Below are 18,800 nucleotides of genomic sequence, written 5' to 3'. Positions count from 1 at the left end.
CGCGAAGCGCCTCCATTATCGGCACACCCTCGGAGGCGGTCGGCAGGGCGCGTACCCGGTGCCGGGAATGCACCGGGTACGTGTCGGACCGGCGTTCAGCCGCTCTTGCGGCGGAACGACCGCTGTCCGCCCGCTTTGCCGTGGGTGCCATGGACCTTGGATCCGTCGCGGTTCTGTCCGTTAGCGGCGGAGTCTCCCGATTTGCCGCGCTTGCGGTCCAGGGCTTCACGGAACTTACGCTTCACGTCGTCCTCGCCGCTGTCGGACGACTGCCCCGCCGTGTCCTCTGCCATGAAAAACCTCCTGGTCATAGGGGTGTTCGGGACAGCTTCGCACAGTCCGGGCACGACCGGCCGCGCGGAACGGGCCGACAGGGCGACCGCGCCCGCGCCCAGCGTCACTGTCACACCGTCAGCCCGGAGAAGACCGCCGCCGCCGCCGCTACGGTGCGCACCGGCCCCAAGTCGGCAGCCCGGCGGCGGGAGTCGGGTGAGCGGGCCGGTCAACTCCCCTGCCTCGTAGGCGGTGTCCGCCGTGGCGTGGTCAGCGGACCGTCTGGTCGCCGTCGGGGAGATCCTGAACGGTCACCTTCACCCGCGCGGGCAGCCCCAGGCCGGAGGCCACGGCACGCGCCAGCCCGTCGGGGTCGGGGTGCGTGGGGTACGGCACGGCCTCGCCCTCCCCGTAGGCCTCGATGGCCTTGGTGAAGTAGCCCGGGTGCCAGGCGCCGACGGCTCCCCTGACCTCGACGGCGGTGATCCGGCGGGAGCCTGCCACGCGCCGGGCGGCGGCCAGGATCCGGTCCGACCGCAGCTCGCCGGGCACCTGGAAGAGGCTGGCGTGCGCGCCGACCTTGGCACCGCCGCACAGGCGGAGGGTGATCGTCAGGCAGCTGGTCACGCTGGGGTAGAGGATCGGGAGGCCCGGAGCAGCCTCGGCGACCTGCCCCTCGGTGACGCGGACCGCGCCGGGCGGGGCGGCCGGGGCCGCGACGGCGGCCGCGGGCCGCAGGGCCAGCGCCACGGCGGCCGCGAGCAGCGCCCTGCGGGACGCCGGGGCGGACACGGCGGAGAGGGTGGATATGACAGGTGCGGACGGGCGGCGGCCGGGCACGGCACTCCTAGGACGTCGGGGCGGGGCCCCGACATCCTAAAGATCATCCGTCGTGGCTCACACCGCCGGCGCGTCCGGTTCGAAGCGGCTGCGGACGGCCGTCTGCACCTCGGCCTCCTCGGCCGGGTCGGCGGCCAGCCGGCGCAGCTGCTCCACGACGCGCGCGTCGGCGGTCGTCGCGTGGTGGGCGGCGAGCTCCCGGGTGGACTCCTCGCAGTCCCACAGGCACTCGACGGCGAATCCCGTGGCGAACGAGGGGTCCGTCGCGGCGAGGGCCCGGGCGGCACGGCCGCGCAGGTGGGAGGAGGACGTCTCGCGGTAGACGTGGCGCAGTACCGGGGCGGCGCAGGTGATCGCCATCCGCCCGGCGCCGTCGACGAGGTCCCACAGGACGGGCGCGTCGCAGCCCGAGACCCGCACGGCCTCGCGCAGGGCGGCCAGCACGAGCGGGGAGTCGTACTCCCCGCCGCGGCAGGCCAGCATGGCGGCGGCCGCGGCGCCCAGGGCGTCGGTACGCGTCAGCCAGGCACGGGCGCGCTCGAGGGCGGCCGTGCTGCGCATGCGCTCGAAGGCGGTGACGGCGGCGTCCGCGACGAGCTCGGCGGGGTCGCCGGCGGCCGTCTCGATCAGGTCGAGGGCCTGCGGGTCGTGGTGCTCGGCGAGGTAGCGCAGCGCGGTGGCGCGCGCCGCCTCCTGGCCGAAGGCGGCGGCCTCGATGATCTCCCCGCGGTCCTCGGGGCCGGCCACGGCGGTCAGGCAGCGGGTGGCGGGGACATGGCGGTGCTGGGTGGGGTGCTGGTCGAGGCCCTGCTGGGCCCAGTCGAGGACCTCGCGCACGCTCCAGCCGGGCCGGGGCCCGGAGGGGCGCAGCTGGCGCTGCCAGCGGTCGAAGGAGCCCTGCTCCCGTGCGGCGCGCACGCGGGCGCCGAGGGCGGGGGCGTGCGGGTCGTCCTCCCACAGCCTCCAGGGCCGGGGCTCGAAGGCGTCGCGCACCGCGGCGGCGAGCGCGGACTCGCCCTCGGGGGTGTGCGGGAACCGCGCGAGGACCGCCTCGCCGAGGGCGAGGAGACCGGCGTCGTCGTCGCGCAGGGCGAGCTCGTCCAGGGCCCAGGACCAGTTGCCGCCGCGGGCGGCGTAGCGGCGCAGCAGCGCGAGGGCGTCCTCGCGCCCGTAGGAGGCGAGGTGGCCGAGGACGGCGAGGGCCAGGCCGGTGCGCTCCTCGCCGGTCTCGAGCAGGTCGTCCGGGTGGAAGAGGTGCTGTTCGATCTCCCCGAGCCCGCCGTCGAGGTCCACGTACAGGCGCGCGTAGTAGAGCGAGCGGTTCTCGAGCTGCCAGTCGCGCCGGGGGTCGCGGAGCACGCAGTGGTTCAGCGCCGCGAGCGCCTCGGTGCGCGGCGCCGCGAGGGCATGCAGGGTCCCGTCGCCGCGGCCTCGCTGCAGGAGGCCGAGCAGGGTGCCGCTGGGCGCTATGTCTGGATCGAACATGGGGTCAGCATCCGGTGCGGGGAGTCGGCTGGCAACGGGATTTCCGTCGTCCGCCATTCTTGCCGGTGTCCACCGGCGCTATGCCTGGTGAACTGTGGGAACCCGGGTGGGCCCGAGCGCCCGCAGCCTACCTGGAACAACGCATTCCGCGGAGCGGTGTCGGATATGTCGCACAGAAGCCATGGGCATATGCCGCCAGCACCACCGTATCGGGTATTGCCAAAGCGCTGACGGCCCGTCGCCGACTGTGCAAGAGTCGTCACAGCACTCACCCAGCCCGGCCGGGTCCGTGGACCGCGAGCCGGGCCGCGCCCCGCTTGTATCGGAGTACGTGATGCCGTCACCGCAGTCAGCGGACCGACCCGCCGCAGAGGCAGCCGAGCCCGGTGCGGTCGACGCCCTCATCACGCAGACGCGGCGGCTCAGAGGCGGCCTCGACGCGGTCCGCCGCGAGACGGCGGCGGACGCCGAGCGCTCCGGCGACCCCCGGCTGCGCTGGCAGCGCGCCCTGGTCGAGCTGGCCGCCCAGCACGCCGACACCCTCGGCGAGCACCTGGGCCAGCTCCGCGCGGGACTGCCCGCCGACGACGCCGCGGCCCTGGCGCGGGGCGCCGCCCCGACCGCCACCCTGACCGCCGAGCGGCCCGGCGCGGCGGAGCCCGCCGCCCGCGCCGAGGCTCCCGGCGCCGCCCGGGTCGGCAGCGCCGAGTGGAACTTCCTCACCGACGAGGTCTCCTGGTCCGAGGAGCTCTTCGAGCTCTTCGGCCGCCGTCCCGAGGACGGCGCGCTCACCCTCGACGAGCTCCCCTCCTGGCTGCCGGAGGAGGACACCCCCGTACTGACCGCGATGGTCACCGACTGTCTGGTGGACGGAAAGCCCGTCGACGGCGAGTTCCGCATCGTGCGCGGCGACGGAGAGCTGCGCACCGTGCACATGATGGGCGAGCCCGTGCTCGACGCCGACGGCTGCACGGCCTCCATGTGGGCCGTGCTGCGGGACGTCAGCGAGCTGCGGCGGTGCCGTCGGGAGGTGCGGGAGACCCATGAGTCCGCCGGCCTCCAGCAGCACATCGCGCGGACCGAGCACCGGCTCGCGGTCGAGCTGCAGGAGGCCGTGCTGCCGCCGTGGCGCGGCTCGCTGCGCTTCCCGCAGCACACTGCGGGCACGTCCGGCGCCCCGCACGACGGCGCCGCCCTCGACCTCGCCGGCCACTACCTCCCCTCGGCGACGAGCACCCTGATCGGCGGCGACTGGTTCGACGCCATGGAGCTGCCCGGCGGGCAGACGCTGCTGACCGTCGGGGGCCTCACCGGCCACGGCGTGACCGCGACCTCCACCATGGCCATGCTGCTCGGCGCCGTCCGCGGCATGGCCGTCTCCGGCTCCGAGCCCGGGCCCCTGATGGGCTGGCTCAACCACCTGCTCGACGCCTCGGCCCAGCCGGCGCTCGGCAGCGCGGTGTGCTGCCGCTACGACCCCGGCACCCACACCCTGCTGTGGGCCCAGGCCGGCCACCCCGCCCCGCTGCTCTTCCGCGACGGCACGGGGCAGGCCCTCCGGCCGCCCCGGGGCGTGCTCCTCGGAGCGGTCTCCGACGCCGCCTACGAGCAGGACGCACAGACCCTGCTCCCCGGTGACGTGCTCGTCCTGCACACCGAGGGGCTGGCGGCCCTGCCGTCCGACGCCCGCCTGCTCGGGCTCGCGCCGCGCTTCGCAGCGGCGGGCAGCGCCCAGGAGTGCCTACGGGCCGTGCTGGAGGAGTTCGGCGGCACGGAGCGCGAGGACGACGCGTGCGTGCTGATCGCGCGCATCGGCTCCTAGGGCTTCCCGCCTCGTGAGGGCCTCCCGCCTCTTCCCGCCGGGACCGGCGGCCGCTCACACGGCCTTGACGCCGGACCTGGCGCCGGGCTTGGGAGGCCCCTTGGGCAGCGCCCGCTGGATGTCCTCCCGCAGATGCTCGATCTTGGCGTAGTCCGCGTACTTCCCCGTGAGCCGGTACATCTCGCGCAGCCGGTCCCAGGTGCGGTGCGAGGACATCTCGCCGATCGAGTTGAGCGCCATGCGGGCGAAGGTGTCCGCCTGCTCGGGGTCGTTGCCGATGAAGCACGCGGACGCCATGGAGATGTAGTCGAAGAGCATGGACCGCTTGTGCTGGTCCCCCCGCAGCTCCATCGCCCGCTTGGCGTGCCGCTGGGCGATGGGTGCCGCGGCCGGGTCGTGGTCCGCGAGCGTGCGGTAGGCCAGCGCCTGCATGCCGTGCAGGTCCGCCTCGTCGAACATTTGCATCCAGCTCGGCGGGGGCACGTCGCTCCGGTCCGAGACGAACAGCTCCTCCGCCTCGCCCAGCGTGCGCCGCATGGCCTGGCCCCGGCCCATGGACGCCTGCGCCCAGGCCTCGATGGTGCAGAGCATGGCCCGGGTGCGCGGCAGGGTGTCGTCGCCGCCGCCGGACTTGGCGAGCTTCATCAGGTCCAGGGCGTCGTCGGGGCGGCCGAGGTGGACCATCTGGCGGGCGGCGCGGGAGAGCGCCTCCCCCGCCCGGGGCCGGTCACCGCCCTCGCGGGCCGCATGCGCGGCGATGACGAAGTACTTCTGCGCGGTGGGCTCCAGTCCCACGTCGTGGGACATCCAGCCCGCGAGCACCGCCAGGTTGGCGGCGACCCCCCACAGCCTGCGCTGGAGATGCTCGGGGTGGTGGTAGGAGAGCATCCCGCCCACCTCGTTGAGCTGGCCCACGACCGCCTTGCGCTGCAGGCCGCCGCCCCGGGAGGCGTCCCAGAGGCGGAAGACCTCGACCGAGTGCTCCAGGGCGTCGATCTCCAGGGAGCCGACGGGGGCCGCCTCGTAGCGGTCGTAGCCGGCGGGGTCGGCGTGCGTCGCCCTGGCGCGCAGCGGGTCGTCGAAGTGAGGGGCGTCGGAGGCGAGGACCGGATCGGAGTGCAGCCAGTCGTGCATCGCGCCGCTGATTGCTGAGCCTGCGGCGAGCGCGGCGCCCGCGCCCACCAAGCCGCGTCGGTTGAGCATGAGGTCCATTCCCGTGAATTCGGTGAGGACCGCGGCGGTCCGCTCGGGCGGCCACGGCAGCCCGTCCGGGGACTGCCCCTTGCCTGCCCGCCCGCGCCGACCGAACCCGAGGTCCTCGATGGTCACGACACGGCCGAGTCGCTCGGTGAAGAGGGCGGCCAGCACCCGGGGCACGGGATCGCGCGGGGACTCCCCCATGTCGATCCAGCGCCTCACCCGCGAGGTGTCGGTCGCCAGCTGCGGATGGCCCATGACCGCCGCCTGCCGGTTCACAAGTCTCGCGAGCTCCCCCTTGGACCAGCCGGCCAGGCCGAACAGGTCCGCAAGGCGGGTGTTGGGTTCCCTCGTCACGTCAAGCCCCCAGGTTCCTCGGCTGACTTGAAGGTACTCGGGCCGTCATGGGCCAAGCGAGTATTCGCCAGGGTTCGCCAGGGTGCGCCAGATGGTGTGCCACCCGCGGCCGGGTGTGATGTAGGAACGCGCAACCCCGACCATCCGGAGCCCGATCGCATTCCCCAGGGTGCGGGAGGTTCCGGCGGTCGGGGGAGCGCGGTCATCAGCCGACACGAAGGGATCTGTTCAGCCCATGTATGCAGCATCGACCTCCGTGTCCGCTCCGCACCGGCCGCTCCGTAGCCAGCAGAGCGGCGGCGGGCCGTACCTGGACCCCTCCCATGCCGTGGGGGCCGCGTTCGGGGGCGGACGGGCACGGAGGGCTCCGGGAGCCGGTGCCCAACCGCTGAGCGGGAGAATCGACTTGTCCGGCCCCCAGGGCGCCCAGCTGCGCACGGTGATCTCGTCGGTCCACCGGATCTGCCCGGAGTTCAACCCCGTCCAGGTGCTCCGGCGGGGAGGACGCTCCGTCCTCCTGGTCGGCACGACAGGGCGCAGCACCGCGGTGGCCAAGTGTTTACTGGACCACTCACCGGCCTGGGCCGAACGGTTCCGTCATGAAATAGCCACATATCGGGCGTTTGTCCGGCATCGCCCCCCGGTGCGGGTGCCCCGGCTGATCGCCGCCGACCCCGACAACTGCACGCTCGTCCTCGAGCGCATGCCCGGCCGTCCCGCCGCCCTCCAGCGGCATCCGGTCGACACGCTCCCCCGCGCGGACGTCCGGGCGGCGCTCGGCGCGATCTGCCGGGTCAACCTCTGGCGACCGCCCGCCGGGATGTTCGACATGCCGCTGGACTACGGCAAGCGCATCGCCCGCTATCACGAGCTCGGCCTGCTCACCGACCGCGATCTGGGCGATCTGCAGAAGCTGTTGCACGGGCTGGCCCATGTGCAGGGGCAGTTCTGCCACGGCGACGCGCTGCTGTCGAACATCCTGCTCTCGCCCGCCGGGCCGGTGCTGGTCGACTGGGACCACGCCGGCTGGTACCTCCCGGGGTACGACCTGGCGACGCTGTGGGCGGTCCTCGGGGACGCCCCGGTGGCCCGCCGTCAGATCAGCCAGCACGCCCAGGCCGCGGGGCCCACGTCCCGGGACGCCTTCCTGGTCAATCTGATGCTGGTCCTCACCCAGGAGATCAGGACATACGAGACGGCCGTGCAGCGCGCCATGCACGAACCCGCCGCACCCGGTGCGGCCGGGGAGTCCGGAGAGGAGCAGCGACTGCTGCTGCGCCGCCTGCACGACGACTGCGCGATGGCTCGTCGCGCGGTCCGGGCCGCCGTCGGCACCCGCTGAGCCGTACCACCGACACGCCGTGCCGCCGACTTACGGCGTGTCGCTCCTCGCCCATCCGGAGGAGTGATCCGCGGGTGCGCCTCGACGCCCGCGCCGGGAATTCCCCGGCGCGGGCGTCGACGTGCGTAGCGGCACCGCCCGGTCCGATAACCGCCACCACCGGTCTTATTGACGGATCGTCTGCTTGGCCGGGGCCTCTTGGTAGGTTCGGTCACCAGCTTGACCGCGCACCACCACGACGCACGGCACTGCCCGTCCCGAGGAGGCCGCATTGCGAGGATCCGCCCCAGCGCCATCACGGAACGCACCGCCGGAAGAAGCACACGAGGGGAGAGACGCCCGCAGAAGACGCCGCCTGTCGCGCGCCGCGGTCCCGGCCGCCGCGGCCGCCCTGCTGCTGCCGCTGATCACGGCCGGGCCGGCCGCCACGGCCGAGCAGGCCGCATCCGGCGCCCTGCAGCGGGAGTTCGCCGCCGCCGCGGCCGCGTACCACGTACCGGAGAACGTACTGCTCGCCGTCTCCTATCTGGAGTCCCGCTGGGACGCCCACGCCGGCACCCCGAGCGTCACGGGCGGCTACGGCCCGATGCACCTGACCGACGCTGCCACGGCCCTGGCCGCCGCCGGGCACCACAGCGAGCCCGGCGAGGACGCCCGCGGCGACCTCGCCCGCCCCCGCGCCGCCGCCCGCCCGGCCGCCCCCGCACCCTCCGCTCTGCCGCCCCGGCTGCGCACCTGGCCCGCGCCGCCGAGCTCACGGGCCTGCCCGCCGCCTCGCTGCGCCGCGACGCCGCCGCCAACGTGCGGGGCGGCGCCGCCCTGCTGGCCGCCGAGCAGAAGCGGCTGGGGCTGCCCCTGAGCAAGGACCCCGCCGACTGGTACGGAGCCGTCGCCGCCTACTCGGGCGCCACCGACACCGCGACGGCGGCCGTCTTCGCGGGCGACGTCTACGACGTGCTGCGGCGCGGTGAGCGGCGCAGGACCGACGGCGGCCAGCAGGTCACCCTGCCCGCCGCCCCGGGCCTCGCCCCCCGCACGGGCCAGGCGGGACGGCTGGGGCTGCCCACCCTCGCGACCACGGGCGTCGAGTGCCCGCCCACGGTGGCCTGCGAGTCGGTCCCGGCGCCGTACGAGAAGCTCGAGGGCAAGGACTACGGCAACCACGACATCGCCGACCGGCCCGCCTCCCAGAAGGTCGACTTCATCGTCGTCCATGACACCGAGGGAACCTGGGAGACGACCCTCAAGCTGATCAAGGATCCGGCGTACGTCTCCTGGAACTACACCATCCGCTCCGCGGACGGCCACATCGCCCAGCACGTGCCGACCAAGGACGTGGCCTGGCACGCGGGCAACTGGTACGTGAACGCCAAGTCGGTCGGCATCGAGCACGAGGGCTTCCTGGCCCAGCCCGACGCCTGGTACACCGAGGCGATGTACCGCGCGTCCGCCCGGCTGGTGCGGCACCTGGCGCGGAAACTGAACATCCCGCTCGACCGGCAGCACATCATCGGCCACGACAACGTCCCGGGCACCACCACGGGGACGATCCCGGGGATGCACACCGACCCCGGCCCGTACTGGGACTGGGCGCACTACTTCGAGCTGATGGGCGCGCCCTTCACCGCTACGGGGAGCCCGTTCAGCGGGATGGTCACCATCGCCCCCGTCTACGCCGACCGCAAGCCGGTCTACACCGGCTGCGCCAAGCCCGGCGAGCCGTGCACCCCGCACGGCTCCGGGGCGGTGCGGCTGTACACCGCCCCCCGCGACGACGCCCCGCTGGTCCAGGACATCGGCCTGCACCCGGACGGCAGCCCCTCGACGCCGGGGGTCAACGACACGGGTGCCCGCGCCTCCACCGGACAGCAGTTCGCGGTGGCCGACCGCATCGCCGGGTGGACGGCGGTCTGGTACCTCGGCCAGAAGGCGTGGTTCCGCGACCCCTGGTGGGATCCGACGGCGCTCGGCGCGCACGGCCGGGTGATCACGCCGAGGGAGGGCCTGAAGGAGATCCCGGTGTACGGCCGCGCCTTCCCGGAGAAGGAGGCCTATCCGGAGGGCGTCCCGGTCCAGGCGGTGACCCCGCTGCCGTACAGGCTGGCCGCCGGGCAGGCGTACGTCCTGGGGGCGACGTCCCCGAGCGAGTATCTGTGGGCGACCACGTACGAGCCCGCCGGGCACAAGATCATCCGGGGCAAGGACGTCTACTACGAGATCCAGTTCGGGCACCGGGTGGCCTTCGTGAAGGCCTCCGACGTCCGGATCCGGCGCTCGGGCTGGTAGGTCGCCGAGCATGAAGGAGCCCGGCACGCCGTCGGCGTGCCGGGCTCCTTGCGGTCCGGGCGGAAAGCGGGCCTAGCCGGCCTGGAACATCTCCGCGGGCAGCGGCTTGAGCAGCTGGTAGAGGTCGTCGGTGATCGGACGGTCCCAGCTGGCGATGGTGACGAGCACGCCGTCGCTGCGGTCGAACTGGGTGCAGGAGATCCGGCTCTCCGAGCACTTCAGCCGACGCACGATGAGGAGGTTGTCCTCGTGCATGACCGGCACGTCCTCGCTCTCCAGCACCTCGACCGGCTCGTCGTTGCCGAGCGCCAGGAGCAGCTGCGCGACCTCGAAGGGCACCTGGCCCTCGCCCAGCTCCCGTGCCGGGGAGCCCTCGGGCAGGTTGCCGATGATCATCGCGGGGCCGCGGCCGCCGAACAGGTCGTAGCGGAGGAAGACCCCCTGGCAACTTCCGTCGGGCGCGGGCAGCAGCCCGGCCCCGAGGTCACCGGGCCAGTCCCCGGGATCCATGGCGAGGACGTCGAAGTCCGGCCCGGCGGGGTTGGCGGCGCTGCGGCGGCGGAGGAAGGACATGCCCACATCGTACGTGCCCGCCCACGCGCCGTGCCGCCGGGGAAGCCGGGGCGTGCCGTGGTCCCGGGCGGGCGTCCCGGCCCGGCCGGGGGGCTAGGTGAGGTCGAATTCCCCGTCCCGGGCGCTGAGCATGAACGCCCGCCACTCGGCCGGCGAGAAGATCACGGCCGGGACGTCCGGGTCGCGCCGGTCCCGCAGGGCGATGTAGCCCTCGACGAAGGCGATCTGGACGTTGCCGCGCCGGCTGCCGCCGCTCGGCTGCCAGGTGGCACCGGCGAGGTCGAGATCCGGCTTCACGTCGCCCGCCAGTTGTTCAGTCGTGCTGTCCGCCACGTCCGCACTCCTCCCGGCTCGTCGTCGCCGCCCACACTAGCGAGGGACGGCGGCGCCGGACAGGCCCCGTACGCGCCTCAGGTGACGGGCGGCGAGGCGGCCACGAGCCACATCGAGAAGAACTGCGCGCCGCCGCCGTAGGCGTGGCCGAGCGCCCGGCGGGCGTCCGGGACCTGGTGCTCGCCGGCCCGGCCCCGCACCTGCAGCGCCGCCTCGGCGAAGCGCAGCATGCCGGAGGCGCCGATGGGGTTGGTGGACAGCACGCCGCCGGAGGGGTTGACGGGCAGCGCGCCGTCGAGCTCGGTGGCGCCGGCCTCGGTGAGCTTCCAGCCCTCCCCCTCGGCGGCGAAGCCGAGGTTCTCCAGCCACATCGGCTCGTACCAGCTGAAGGGCACGTACAGCTCCGCCACGTCGATCTCGCGGCGCGGGTCGGTGACGCCCGCCTGGCGGTAGACGTCGGCGGCGCAGTCGCGGCCGGCCCGGGGCGAGACGAAGTCCTTGCCGGCGAAGAGCGTCGGCTCGCTGCGCATGGCGCCGCCGTGCAGCCAGGCGGGCGGGGCGGGGGCGCGGGCGGCGCCCGCGCGGTCGGTGAGGACCATGGCGCAGGCGCCGTCGGAGGAGGGGCACGTCTCGGAGTAACGGACGGGGTCCCACAGCATGGGCGACGAGCGCACCGTCTCCAGGGTGATGTCGTGCTCGTGCAGGTGGGCGTAGGGGTTCTTCAGGGCGTTGCGGCGGTCCTTGTACGCGACGAGGGTGCCGGTGGTGCCGGGTGCGCCGGTGCGGCGGATGTAGGCCCGTACGTGCGGGGCGAAGAAGCCGCCGGCGCCGGCCAGCAGGGGCTGCTGGAAGGGGACGGGCAGGGACAGGCCCCACATGGCGTTGGACTCGGACTGTTTCTCGAAGGCCACGGCCAGGACGGTCCGGTGGACGCGGGCCGCGACGAGGTCGGCGGCGACGAGGGCCGTGGAGCCGCCGACCGAGCCGGCGGTGTGCACCCGCGTCAGGGGCTTGCCGGCGGTGCCGAGGGCATCGGCGAGGTAGAGCTCGGGCGTCATGACGCCCTCGAAGAAGTCGGGGGCCTTGCCGATGACGACGGCCTCGACGTCCGCCCAGGTCAGCTCGGCGTCCTCGAGCGCCCGCAGGGCGGCCTCGCGGACGAGTCCGGCGAGGGAGACGTCGCGGCGGGCGGCGGCGTGGTGGGTCTGGCCGATGCCGGTGACGGCGACGGGTTCCCGGCTCATGCGTCCCCCTCCAGCACGGCGACGAGGTTGTGCTGCAGGCAGGGACCGGACGTGGCGTGGGCCAGGGCCCGGTCGGAGGCGCCGCGGTGGATGCGGGCGGCCGCCTCGCCGAGGCGGATGAGGCCGGCGACCATGAGGGGGCCGGCGGCGGCGCCGGAGGGGTTGACCGTGACGGTGTCGTCCAGGCGCAGCGCGCGGCGCAGGACGACGTCCTGGGCGGCGAAGGGGACGTGGAGTTCGGCGGTGTCGACGGGTGCGCGGAAGGCTCCGGCGCGTTCGGCGGCCAGGCGGGTGGAGGGCGAGTCGGTGAGGTCGCGCAGGCCGAGGGCGTGCGGTTCGACGCGGTGGTCGGCGCCGCGGATCCAGGCGGGCCGGCCGCACATGCGGCGGGCGGCGTCGCCGGCGGCGAGGACGACGGCCGCGGCGCCGTCGGCGACGGCCGGCGGGCCGGCGAGGGGGTCCGCCGCGGGGTCGGGGCCGGCGGTGTGGCCGGCGTCGGCGAGCGCCCGGGCCTGGAGGGCGGCCAGGGAGGCCGGCTCGGGCCACAGGGGGGCGAGGTAGTACGGGTCGAGCGTGCGGGTGAGGACGTCCCTCGGGTCGCCGGCGGAGGGTTTTCCGTGGGCGTAGACGAGGGCGGTATCGGCACGGCCGGTGAGGATCTTCACCCAGGCCTCGTAGAGCGCCCAGGCCCCGTCCATCTCGACGTGGGACTCCGCGATGGGCGGCCAGGCGCCGACGGCGTCGAGGGTGAGGGTGAAGGAGAAGGGGCGTCCGGCGAGGTAGTCGCTCGAGCCGGAGCAGGTGAAGTCCGCCTCCCCGGGGGCCAGCCCGGCCCGGTCGAGGACCTCGTGCAGGACGGGCAGCAGCGTCTCGGCCTCGGACAGTCCCTCGGCGGGGCCCTGGTGGTCGGTGCGCGCGTAGGCGACGACGGCGACGTCGCGGGGCGGCGTCACAGCAGCCTCCGGTAGGTGTCGTAGTCGGCGTCCGGCTCGCCGGTGGGGCGGTAGTGGTCGGGGTGGCGGCCGTCGCCGGTCCAGACGGGCTCGACCCGCATGCCCATGCGCACCTGGTCGTAGGGGATGCCGCCGATGCGCGCATGGAGGGCGAGGTCGGCGCCGTCGAGGGCGATGTGGGCGTAGACGTAGGGCACGTCGATGTCGAGCCCCTTGGCCTTGATGTTGACGACGCAGAAGGTGGTGACAGTGCCGCGGGGCCCTGGGGCGGCGGGCTCGGTGGTGGCGACGCCGCAGGTGGGGCAGGCGCCGCGGGGCGGTACGTACACCTTGCGGCAGGAGGGGCAGCGCTCGCCGAGGACCTCTCGGCGGGCGAGCCCGTCGAGGTAGCGGGTCTGGGCGCGGCCGGCGGTGTAGGTGTACTCGAGGCGGGCGGGCGCGGCCAGGGACGTGACGGGGTCGGGGAAGGAGCCGTCGTGCGGGACGGCCTCGTGGGTGACCGGGCCGTCGTACGGCTCGAAGCAGGCGATGTCGGTGATCGCCCCCTCGCGGCGGTCGGCCCAGCGGACGCGCACCCGCATGCCGGTGCGCACGGCGCCGGCGTGGGGCGCGTCGAGCGCGTGCAGCAGGGCGGTGTCGGCGCCGTCGAGCCGGACCAGCACCCAGGCGAAGGGGCGGGGCAGGGGCTGGTGCGGGCGGGGGCGGGGTTCCAGGCCCAGGTGGTGACCGTTCCGGTGGCGGCGACCTCGACGAGGTCGCGGATCTCGTCGGCGGTGACGGGGTCGTACTCGGCGGGCGGCACGAGCACCCGCCCGTCCCGGGCGCGTACGCCCAGGACGACGCGCTCGCGCAGCCCGGTGAGGAAGGCGCTCTGCACGGGGCCGAGGGAGCGGGTGAAGGGGAACTCGACGACGAGCGGGGCGGTGAGGTTCTCCGGCACCGTCTGTCTCCTCCCTCAGGCGCGCCGGTAGACGGGCGGGCGCTTCTCGGCGAAGGCGAGGGCGCCCTCCTTGGCGTCGGCGGTGCCGAGGACGGCGTGGCCGCGCTCGAGTTCGAGGGCGAGGGCCTCCGTCTCGGGCAGTCCTTCGGTGTCGAGGACGCAGGCCTTGACGGCCTCGACGGCCAGCGGGGCGTTGGCGTTGACGAGTTCGGCGGTCTCCAGGGCCCGCTCGAGCGCCGTGCCGTCCGGGACGACGTGCCCGACGAGCCCGATGCGGTGGGCCTCGGCGGCGGTGTAGGGGCGCCCGGTGAGCAGCATCTCCAGGGCGTGGGTGCGGGGGATCTGGCGGGGCAGGCGGACCGTGGAGCCGCCGAGGGGGAACAGGCCGCGGCGCACCTCGTAGAGGCCGAAGGTGGCGCCGCTGCCGGCGATGCGGATGTCGGTGCCCTGGAGGATCTCGGTGCCGCCCGCCACGCACGGGCCCTCGACGGCGGCGATGACGGGCTTGCGCGGCCGGTGGTGGCGGAGCATGGCCTTCCAGTGCAGGTCGGGGTCGGCCCGGAAGCGCTCGCGGACGGGGTCGTCCGGGCCGGTGGCCGGCCGGCCCGCGAGGGCCTTGAGGTCCATTCCGGAGCAGAAGGCTCCGCCGGCGCCGGTGAGCACCACCGAGCGGATGCCGTCGTCGGCGTCGGCCAGCAGCCAGCCGTCGTGGAGCGCGGCCAGCATCGGCAGGGAGAGCGCGTTGCGCGCCTCGGGCCGGTTCAGGGTGAGGACGAGCGTCGCGCCGACGCGCTCGAGCGTGAGGTGTTCGGTGCCGTCCGGGATTCCGCCCATGGAAGCCCTCCCGTCGTGAAGACCGCCACCAGCGTGCAGGAGGCGGGGAGCGGGTTCAAGAGTTTTCTGACAGATCGTCAGATTCATTGGTCCGGGCCCTTCCCCCTCCCCCGCCGCGGCGCTCTAATGACGGCCGTGGACTACAACCTCGCCGATCTCTTCGAGTCGATCGCCGACGCGGTACCCGGCCGGGAGGCGCTCGTCCACCTCGACCACCCGGGCGACGGCACCGAACGCCGCCTGACGTACGCCGGGCTCGACACCGCCGCCTGCCGGCTCGCCCACCACCTGCTGGACAGCGGGATCCGGCCCGGCGAACACGTCGGACTCCACCTCCTCAACGGCGTGGAATACCTCCAGACCCTCCTGGCCTGCCTGAAGATCCGGGCGGTGCCGGTCAACGTCAACTACCGCTACGTCGCCGACGAGCTGGCCTACCTCTACCGCGACGCCGACCTGGCGGCCCTCGTCTTCGACGGCGCCTTCACCGAACGCGTGGCGGCCGCCCTGCCCTCGACGCGGCGCCTGCGCCACCTGGTGCGCGTGGGCCCCGCACCCGACGGCGCGACGGCCCCGCGCGCCACCCCGGTCCCGTTCGCCCCGGTCCCCTTCACCGAGGCCGAGAACGCGGGCTCGTCCGTACGCGACTTCGCCCCCCGCTCCGGCGACGACCGCTTCGTCATCTACACCGGCGGCACCACCGGCATGCCCAAGGGCGTGGTGTGGCGGCAGGAGGACCTCTTCTTCTCCGGCCTCGGCGGCGGCGCACCCACCGGCGAACCGGTCACCCGGCCCGGCGAGCTCGCGGAGCGCGCGGCGGCGGGCCGCGAAGGCCTCGTCCTCTTCCCCGCCGCGCCCCTGATGCACGGCACGGCCACCCTCACCGCCCTCATCGCCCTCCACCAGGGCCAGAAGGTCGTCCTGCACACCAAGTTCGCCCCCGAGGAGACGCTGCGCACCCTCGCCCGCGAGCGGGTCACCGGCCTGTCACTGGTCGGCGACGCCATGCTGCGACCCCTGGTCGACCTGCTGGCCGGGCCGCTACGGGGCACCGACTGCTCGTCGCTGCGCAGCGTCAGCAGCTCGGGGGCCGTGCTGTCGGAGACGGTGCGTGCCCAGTTCGCCGCCCTGCTGCCGGGAGTACGGCTGATCAACAACTTCGGCTCCTCCGAGTCCGGCTTCAACGGCACGGCCCTCGAGGAGAAGGGCCCCGGCCCCGGACTGCGGATGCGGGTCAACGCCCGTACGGCCGTGGTCGACCCCGTCACCCACCGGCCCACCGCCCCCGGCGAGTTGGGCCGCGTCGCCCAGCACGGCCATGTGCCCCTCGGCTACCACAACGACCCCGAACGGACCGCCGCCACCTTCTTCACCGCGCACGGCGAACGCTGGGTACTGCTCGGCGACCTGGCCACGGTCGACGCCGACGGCGTGGTCACCGTCCTCGGCCGCGGCTCGCAGTGCATCAACACCGGCGGCGAGAAGGTCTTCCCCGAGGAGGTCGAGCAGACCCTCAAGGCCCACCCGGCGGTGTACGACGCCGTGGTCACCGGCGTCCCCGACCCCCGCTGGGGCCACCGCGTGGCAGCCGTCGTCCAACCCCGCGAGGGAGCGGAACCGCCGACCCTCCCCGCCCTGCAGGCACACTGCCGGGAGCGGCTGGCGGGCTACAAAGTGCCGCGCAGCGTCGTACTGACACAGCACATCGAACGCTCACCGAGCGGCAAAGCGGACTACCGGTGGGCACGGGCGGTGGCGGACGGGACCTCTCCGCCGTAGGGCCTGCCCTGCTGTTCCACGCCATGAATCCACGATCTTCAGCGGAAGCCCCCGCGGCGCCCGCCCGTCACACCCGGCCCGGAGGCCCGCCGGCCGTCGCGCGCCGCCTCCGTCGGCCTACTGGCGGCTTCGACGGGCCGCCATACTTGAGGGGCCGGGGGAGGCACAGCGAATCGACGGGGGCGGCGGCACAGCATGGCGGACACCAGGCTGATCCAGGGCCGGTACCAGCTGCTCGACCTGATCGGGCGGGGCGGGATGGGCGAGGTGTGGCGTGCCCGCGACGAATCGCTGGGCCGGCACGTGGCCGTCAAGTGCCTCAAGCCCATGGGGCGTCAGCACGAGCAGTCGTATCTGCGGGTGCTGCGCGAGCGGTTCCGGCGCGAGGCGCGGGTCGCGGCCTCGCTGCAGCACCGCGGCATCACCGTGGTGCACGACTTCGGCGAGTCGGAGGGCGTGCTGTATCTGGTGATGGAGTTGCTCGAGGGGCGCAACCTCAGTCAGCTGCTGGAGGACAACAGGCAGCATCCGCTGCCCGTCGCCGAGGTCATCGAGATCGCCGAGCAGGTCGCCGCCGCCCTGGCCTACACCCACCGGCAGGGCATCGTGCACCGCGACCTCAAGCCCGCCAACATCGTGCGTGTCGCCGACGGCACGGTGAAGATATGCGACTTCGGCATCGCGCGCCTCGCCCATGACATCGGTTTCTCCGCCCGGCTCACCGGCACGGGAATCGCCATGGGCACCCCGCACTACATGTCGCCCGAGCAGATCGGCGCCCAGAACGTCGACCACCGCAGCGACCTGTACTCGCTGGGCTGTGTGCTGTACGAGATCGCCACCGGCGCCCCGCCGTTCGACATGGACGACGCCTGGGCCGTGCTCGTCGGCCACCGCGACACCCCGCCCCGGCCGCTGCGACCGGTGCGCCCGGAGCTCCCCGAGCCCTTCGAGCGGGTGGTTCTGGACCTGCTCGCCAAGGATCCCGAGGACCGGCCGGAGGACGCGGCCGAGCTCGTGCGGCGCATCGCCGCGCTGCCTCCGCTGCGGGCGGACGAGCCGCCGCGCCGGACCCCGCCCGAGGGGCGGCTGCCGCCCATGGGCGCCTCCGCGCGGCTGTCCGGGCCGCCCCGGCTGCCCGGCTGGGCCCGCGACATGACCACCGGTTCCAAGGCGGCCGGCACCGGCCCCCTGCAGCCGCCGCCGGACCCCGCCGCCGCGCTCACCGGCTCCTGGACCGAGCCCTGGGCCGTGGGCCCGGGCGGGGCGGGCCCGCGCCGGACCGTGCCGCGCACCGCCGGGGCCGAACGCCCTCCCCCGCCGGAGCTGGTCGCCGAACTGGCCGGCCGGCACAGCGAGGGGCTGCGCCTGGCCCGCCTGGACCGGTGGGCGGAGGCCGGCGAGGTGCAGCGGGCCGTGGTCGCCGAGCGCGAGCGGATCCTCGGCCCCGACCACCCCGACACCCTGGCCAGCCGCTACGAGGTCGCCTTCGCCCTCGCCCGCCTGGGCCGGCCCGGGGACGCCCTGCGCGAGTTCGCGCGGACCGCGGCGGGCCGGGAGCGGGTGATGGGCCCCGAGCACCCCGACACGCTCGCCGCGCGCCAGGAGACGGCGTACGTCCTCGGGCGGCTCGGCCGCCACTTCGAGGCCCACCAGGTGTACACCGCGGTGCTCGCCGTCCGGGAGCGGGTGATGGGCCCCGACCACCCCGAGACCCTGCGCTGCCGCCACAACCTGGCGTTCAACCTCGGCAGGCTCGGCCGGCCGGAGGAGTCGTACGACATGGCCCGCGACGTCGCCGCGGCCCGTACCCGCCTCCTGGGCCCCGAGCACCCCGACACGCTCGTGACCCGCTACGAGGTCGGCTACGCGCTGGGCCAGCTCGGCCGGTGGACCGAGGCGCTGCGCACGTACCAGGCGGTGGCCGCCGCCCGGGCCCGGGTGCTCGGCCCGGACGAGCCCGACACCTTCGCCGCCCGCTACGAGGCCGGGATCTGCCTCGGCCGGCTGGGCCGCAGCGCGGAGGCGCTCGAGCTCTACCGCGAACTCGTCGGGGACCGCACCCGTGTGCAGGGGGCCGCCCATCCCGACACCCTGCGCGCCCGGCACGGCCTGGGCGTCAACCTCGGCCGGCTGGGCCGCTGGGAGGAGGCGCTGGCCGAGGCGCGCGACGTCTGCGCCATCCGCGCCCGGGTGCTGGGCGCCGACCACCCCGACACCCTCGTCAGCCGCCGCGAGGTGGCCGTGGGGCTCGGCTGGCTCGGCCGCTGGACCGACGCCCTGGCCGTCTACCGCGACGTCGCCCAGGCCCGCCAGCGGGTGCTGGGCGCCGACCACCCCGACGCGCTGGCCAGCCGCCACGACGAGGCCCACTGCCTGGAACAGCTGGGTCGTTCCGCCGAGGCCGTCGAGCTCTACCGGCAGGTCGCGGCCGTACGCCGGACCCGGGGCACGCGCGGCCACCGGATCCCGCCGAACTGACGCGTCGTCAGAAAGTTGGTGCGGCCGGGTTCCCTCGCTGGCCGCCCTGCGGCATCCTGCG

The 18,800-nt window shown here is 74.6% G+C and carries 13 protein-coding genes and 2 pseudogenes; 5 read left to right on the top strand and 10 right to left on the bottom strand.

Features of this window, described 5'->3' with window-relative positions; translation table 11 throughout:
- Positions 1–95: 95 nt before the first annotated feature.
- The 3 genes from J1792_RS14085 to J1792_RS14075 form a co-directional block, all read right to left on the bottom strand.
- Entirely contained in the window at positions 96–293 is a 198-nt protein-coding gene (locus J1792_RS14085; RefSeq protein ID WP_242645905.1) for a DUF5302 domain-containing protein, read from the bottom strand.
- A gap of 250 nt (positions 294–543) precedes the next feature.
- A complete protein-coding gene (locus J1792_RS14080) occupies positions 544–1,065 on the bottom strand; it encodes a hypothetical protein (RefSeq protein ID WP_242705103.1) in 522 nt (173 codons plus the stop codon).
- A 105-nt stretch (positions 1,066–1,170) separates the two neighbouring features.
- Positions 1,171–2,598, bottom strand: coding sequence for a HEAT repeat domain-containing protein (locus tag J1792_RS14075; protein WP_086571127.1), 1,428 nt, complete (start codon positions 2,596–2,598; stop codon positions 1,171–1,173).
- Between the two features lie 334 nt (positions 2,599–2,932).
- Between J1792_RS14075 and J1792_RS14070 the strand changes: the two genes are divergently transcribed.
- Positions 2,933–4,420: a PP2C family protein-serine/threonine phosphatase gene (locus J1792_RS14070; protein WP_086571142.1), complete on the top strand. Its 1,488-nt coding sequence runs from the start codon at positions 2,933–2,935 to the stop codon at positions 4,418–4,420.
- Between the two features lie 54 nt (positions 4,421–4,474).
- Here J1792_RS14070 and J1792_RS14065 read toward each other — a convergent pair whose 3' ends face one another.
- The gene (locus tag J1792_RS14065; RefSeq protein ID WP_086571124.1) at positions 4,475–5,974 is read right to left on the bottom strand and encodes a DNA-binding protein NsdB; all 1,500 of its coding nucleotides are present in this window, start codon (positions 5,972–5,974) and stop codon (positions 4,475–4,477) included.
- Positions 5,975–6,209: 235 nt separating this feature from the next.
- On the opposite strand from J1792_RS14065, the gene J1792_RS14060 reads away from it, so the two are divergent.
- Together J1792_RS14060 and J1792_RS14055 are read left to right on the top strand one after the other, a co-directional pair.
- Positions 6,210–7,316 carry an aminoglycoside phosphotransferase family protein gene (locus J1792_RS14060; RefSeq protein ID WP_207247357.1) on the top strand — a complete coding sequence of 369 codons (1,107 nt, stop codon included), beginning with the start codon at positions 6,210–6,212 and terminating at the stop codon, positions 7,314–7,316.
- A 271-nt stretch (positions 7,317–7,587) separates the two neighbouring features.
- Positions 7,588–9,602 (top strand): annotated as a pseudogene (locus J1792_RS14055) (N-acetylmuramoyl-L-alanine amidase).
- Between the two features lie 72 nt (positions 9,603–9,674).
- Here the strand turns inward: J1792_RS14055 and J1792_RS14050 are convergent.
- From J1792_RS14050 to J1792_RS14025, 6 genes and pseudogenes are all read right to left on the bottom strand, one after another.
- A complete protein-coding gene (locus J1792_RS14050; RefSeq protein ID WP_086574233.1) occupies positions 9,675–10,175 on the bottom strand; it encodes a hypothetical protein in 501 nt (166 codons plus the stop codon).
- Positions 10,176–10,268: 93 nt separating this feature from the next.
- Positions 10,269–10,508 carry a DUF397 domain-containing protein gene (locus tag J1792_RS14045; RefSeq protein WP_086574234.1) on the bottom strand — a complete coding sequence of 80 codons (240 nt, stop codon included), beginning with the start codon at positions 10,506–10,508 and terminating at the stop codon, positions 10,269–10,271.
- A 77-nt stretch (positions 10,509–10,585) separates the two neighbouring features.
- Positions 10,586–11,752: a thiolase family protein gene (locus J1792_RS14040; RefSeq protein ID WP_086574236.1), complete on the bottom strand. Its 1,167-nt coding sequence runs from the start codon at positions 11,750–11,752 to the stop codon at positions 10,586–10,588.
- A complete protein-coding gene (locus tag J1792_RS14035; RefSeq protein WP_086574238.1) occupies positions 11,749–12,705 on the bottom strand; it encodes a thiolase family protein in 957 nt (318 codons plus the stop codon). The genes J1792_RS14040 and J1792_RS14035 overlap by 4 nt, the downstream gene beginning before the upstream one ends.
- Positions 12,702–13,645: pseudogene (locus J1792_RS14030) on the bottom strand (Zn-ribbon domain-containing OB-fold protein). Before J1792_RS14030 ends, J1792_RS14035 begins: the two are co-directional and overlap by 4 nt.
- Before the next feature lie 15 nt (positions 13,646–13,660).
- Positions 13,661–14,479 (bottom strand): crotonase/enoyl-CoA hydratase family protein, encoded by an 819-nt coding sequence (locus J1792_RS14025; protein WP_086567681.1) that lies wholly within the window; start codon positions 14,477–14,479, stop codon positions 13,661–13,663.
- Between the two features lie 135 nt (positions 14,480–14,614).
- On the opposite strand from J1792_RS14025, the gene J1792_RS14020 reads away from it, so the two are divergent.
- Positions 14,615–16,258: an acyl-CoA synthetase gene (locus J1792_RS14020; protein ID WP_086567683.1), complete on the top strand. Its 1,644-nt coding sequence runs from the start codon at positions 14,615–14,617 to the stop codon at positions 16,256–16,258.
- A gap of 195 nt (positions 16,259–16,453) precedes the next feature.
- Entirely contained in the window at positions 16,454–18,739 is a 2,286-nt protein-coding gene (locus J1792_RS14015) for a serine/threonine-protein kinase (protein ID WP_207247356.1), read from the top strand.
- The last annotated feature ends 61 nt before the right edge of the window (positions 18,740–18,800 follow it).

It is taken from the genome of Streptomyces triculaminicus (assembly GCF_017349075.1).
Taxonomy (GTDB): domain Bacteria; phylum Actinomycetota; class Actinomycetes; order Streptomycetales; family Streptomycetaceae; genus Streptomyces; species Streptomyces triculaminicus.
This window is presented reverse-complemented; position numbering and strand designations above follow the sequence as displayed.